At 39.0% G+C, this 4203-nt stretch carries 3 protein-coding genes and 1 pseudogene; 3 read left to right on the forward strand and 1 reads right to left on the reverse strand.

Annotated elements, in window-relative coordinates; genetic code table 11:
* Positions 1-846, reverse strand: an 846-nt coding sequence (locus ACFIK7_RS04625; RefSeq protein ID WP_375663010.1) for a tyrosine-type recombinase/integrase, incomplete at its 3' end; no start/stop codon positions are given.
* A gap of 97 nt (positions 847-943) precedes the next feature.
* Between ACFIK7_RS04625 and ACFIK7_RS04630 the strand changes: the two genes are divergently transcribed.
* From ACFIK7_RS04630 to ACFIK7_RS04640, 3 genes and pseudogenes are all read left to right on the forward strand, one after another.
* Positions 944-1753, forward strand: coding sequence for a pertactin-like passenger domain-containing protein (locus ACFIK7_RS04630; RefSeq protein ID WP_375663011.1), 810 nt, complete (start codon positions 944-946; stop codon positions 1751-1753).
* A 64-nt stretch (positions 1754-1817) separates the two neighbouring features.
* On the forward strand, positions 1818-4070 hold the full coding sequence (gene bafA / locus ACFIK7_RS04635; RefSeq protein ID WP_375663012.1) for a BafA family autotransporter: 2253 nt from the start codon (positions 1818-1820) through the stop codon (positions 4068-4070).
* Positions 4046-4203: pseudogene (locus ACFIK7_RS04640) on the forward strand (autotransporter domain-containing protein); the annotation flags it as partial. The gene bafA and the pseudogene ACFIK7_RS04640, both read left to right, overlap by 25 nt.

Here is a 4203-nt window from a genome sequence, read left to right on the forward strand (position 1 = left end):
CTCTGATGATAAGGGCACACGAAATTCTGTTGTAGCATCACGCAAACCTTTCATATTTTCAGCAGGGATAGTCCAGATATCGCCATCAACTTGGTCTTTATGAATATGACACAAAGGATTGGTACGAACCCCTGTCAGAATAAGCAAACGCAAAGCCAATTGTGTTAAGGTTGATGCTTCGCAAAGTGTTTTATAAAAAGTAGGCACATCTCTCCAATCCATGGCTGGTAAATTTTGTGTTTTATGACGTTGTTTACCTAAGAGCGCGCGTGCTTTTTCTGTTGCTTGTAAATCAACATTCAAACCCAAGGCAGCCGCATGTTTGAGACAAAGATTAAGACGGGTAAGAGCTCTATTAGCTGTTCCAGCTTTTGAATGCCAAATAGGGGCAAGAACATTGCGTATCTCTGTTTGTGTAATCTCAGAAACAGGCAGACAGCCTAATTTAGGGAGAATATGTAGGCGTAAAGGTGCAAACCAATTCCCATCTTTACCATCGCCTTTTAACTCAGATTTCCGACTTTCAAAAGTATCTAAAGCAATATCTTTTAAGTAATGGAGATTGCTTATTGCCTCACGCTTTTGTTTATCGCGTTCTTTAATAGGGTCACGCCCTTCACGTAAAACAGCACGCCATTGCATTGCACATTCACGGGCTTGTTTTAAAGAAACATCTCTTAAAGCACCCAAGCCCATTTCACGGCGCCGCCCATGAATGGTAAAACGGTAAATCCATTGAGCACCTCCATCTTTACGCTTATGAAGTAACAAGCCGGCACCATCATTATATTTGCCAGCTCCCAATGTTGCGACAGCCCTTGCATTAAGACGGTTCATAAGAGCCATTTTTAGTCCTTTCTTATACAAATTTTATCCACACACTCATCCCACTTGTTATGTACAAATGAGTGGTTTTGATTGATTCAACATAAACAGATTTGAAATGAGAGAATCCTACGTTATTCGAGACTCTCATTCAACATACAAAACAGTGAATTATCATTATAAATCAATGTATTGTACGATTATGGAGAGGTTTTTTAACACAAAGATCATGGAAGGAGGGATACAAAATCTTTATGTAGAAGAGGATCTAAACGATTATAGCAGTTTTGCATTTGATACGAAGGTCTTTTCTGGTGGAGAGCAACACATTTTAGCGGGGGGAATCGCGATTGGCGTTCTTTTACAAGGGAATGCTTTCCAAGCAATAGATTTAGGAGGCTATGTAAAGGATTTAATAATTAGAGATCAAGCACAATCGTGGTTACATTTTGGTGCAACATTAGAAGGAAGCACTATGATTCATGATTCTGGACGGATTTATCTTTATGCTGGTGCTGAGCGATCTCGTACTGAAGTAGAAAAAATTGTCTTAAATGGCAGAGATACAAAATTGTATGCGATTGCCTCTAATATAGATGGTGAAAGTTCTTTGATTGAGAATCTGAGTGGGAATGGTCGTGTTATTTTTACTTCTACCGTGTTTAATCCACATTACTCTAAACTTGAGGTCGGTAATCTTTCAGGTAATTTACATTTTAGGTTTAATACTAATTTTGTAGAACAGCGCGGTGATTATCTTCTGATAAAAAGAGGAGCAGGTCATCACACCATAAGCGTTATCGATTCTGGTGTTGAAATGACCGATTCTCTTCTACAAAATCAGAATTTAATTTTGGAGCTTGATTTAATTCATGTTCAAAGCGGAAATGCACATTTTACTCTGATAGATTTTGGGGTGAAGAAATAGCTACTGTTGACAATGGAGTCTACATGTACGCTCTTAAGAAAAGAGATCATAACGGTGGAAAGATTTGGTCTTTATCGACACCATCTACATCGGAAAAATTTCTACTCCGATCTTTCCTCCCTCTCATACGAAGTTGCCTATAGCTGAATCTTTTGAGCAAGAAAAGTATGGTTCTCCTTTGGAAGATTCTATAACCAATTCTTATAAAGGTGATTTCAGTTTTTATGCAGAGGATTTCATTACTGGTACACGTGAAAAAATTTTGCAAAGCTCCGTACTTGATGACAATAGCATAGTTTATATTGCTGGTGATGGAGAAGCGGATGATTTTAAATTATCCATTAATAATACGGTTCCAGAAACTGCAACACTCTATGTTGAGACTGGTGGTTTTAGTAAGAATACAACAATTGAAAATGGTGGTTCAGAGATTGTAGGGGAACAGGGGATCTCAGAATTTACGATTATTTACGAGGGTGGAAAACAAAGAGTGGAGGGAGGAGGAACCGCATTGAGAGCTGAAATTTATGGTGGGGAGCAGCTTGTTTTCGGAAATGGTTATGTAAATGGTGGAATTGTGGGGAGCAGTGCTTATAACACGACACTTTATGGTCAAGGTGATACGCCGGGACAGCAGAATGTATATGATGATGGGATGGCTGTGGGAACAAAAGTGATGAGTGGAGGAGTACAAACTCTTGCTAAGTGGTTTCCTAATGATGATAACTTTGCAGAAAAAGCCGGCGGTTTAGCTGTAAATGCTGAAATCTTTTCAGAGGGTGTGCAGCGTGTTTTAGCAGGAGGTGAAGCAAATACAGTCATTTTACGCACTGGTGGTGTTCAAGAAGTCTATGCAGGTGGAATTGTAAAGAATCTAACGATTGAAGGTAATGCTAATTCATGGATTTCTCCTGGTGCAATATTAGGAGGAGAAATAAAAGTTCAGGATTTTGGTGGGCTCCATCTTGATGCTGGAGACGATGGTCAACAAACTATAGTAGAAAACATTGAATTAAATGGAGAAGACGCTCAATTATACTCCGTTGCTCGTGGGTTTGACGACAAAAGTACACGCATTCAGCAGTTAAGCGGTGTAGGAAAAGTCATTTTTACCTCTTTTGAAGATGATTTATATTACTCTCAGCTTTACATTGATAATCTAGCAGGGAGTCTACATTTTAACTTTAATGTTAGCCTTGCAGAAGAAAAAGGTGATTACCTCTTTATTGAGAATGGGAGTGGTTTTCATACAATAAGTGTCGTAGATTCTGGTATTGAAATTGTTGATCCTTCTTCAGCAGGACTTGATTTAATTTTTGATCAAAGTGGTGGCGCACATTTTACCCTGAGAAGCTTTTCTGGTGCAAATGTTAAAACTATTGATGGCGGAACCTATACGTATGGTTTAAAACAGAGAATTGATGAGGATGGGGGTGAAAAAGTTTGGTATTTATCTGCAGTATTTATTGATAATGTTTCATTTCTCAACAGTTTACCACGTAGTAGAAGCAGATCTGTGCGGCATTTAAATCAAAATCAATCAGTTTCTTCTCTTTCAACGATTGCAGCATCACAAGAGCATGCTATTAAATTGCCACGTCGAAGAAAAAACCGCCAAAACTTGAGTCAAAGATCTCCAGCTTTTGTTTCTTCAACTGTTTCCTCTCTTGGAAGTCACGTTATTGAAGTCTCAGGTCTAGCCAGTTCTCATCCTCTTTCTGCTGAAGAGCAACAAACTGCTGTTTCAGAATCTTCTCACTCTTTAGCCGATCAGATGATTGTGCGTCCAGTTCATAAAGAACAACCTTCTCCACAATTGAGTGAGACGCTTTCAGTTTCTCACTTTTTGACTACGCCCTCTACAGATGCGGTATTGTCTATGTCTGTAGCTCCAGCGATGGTGTTTCACAACGAAATGCAAACAGTGCGTGCGGGAAGAGGAATTCTAGATAAAAGTAAAAAGAATGCAGCTTTATGGACCTATGCGATTAAATCTAAAGAGAGTATTGCGACAGAGCATATAGATTTTAAGTTAGATCAGACAGGTATTGTTTTAGGGATCAATGGTTTAAGCGAATGGGAAAATGGAGAATTTTATATAGGTGGTTTTGGCAGTTATGATCGTGTCCGTGTTGCGCATGCACGGGGGGGTATCAGTGGTATCAATACTTATGGTATTGGCGCTTATGTCACTTATTTGGATCATAGTGGATGGTATCTCGATGGTATTTTAAAATACAATCATTATCAAAATACTCTAAAGGCAGTTTCAACGAATGGTTTAGGGATTNGTGGGAAAATGGAGAATTTTATATAGGTGGTTTTGGCAGTTATGATCGTGCCCGTGTTGCGCATGCACGGGGTGGTACCAGTGGTATCAATACTTATGGTATTGGCGCTTATGTCACTTATTTGGATCATAGTGGATGGTATCTCGATGGTATTTTAAA

It is taken from the genome of Bartonella sp. CL266QHHD (assembly GCF_042195355.1).
In the GTDB taxonomy this organism is placed as follows: Bacteria; Pseudomonadota; Alphaproteobacteria; order Rhizobiales; family Rhizobiaceae; genus Bartonella.

Coding starts and splice junctions, on each gene's coding strand:
- ACFIK7_RS04630 (WP_375663011.1), top strand. CDS start 944: ATGAGAGAATCCTACGTTATTCGAGACTCTCATTCAACATACAAAACA.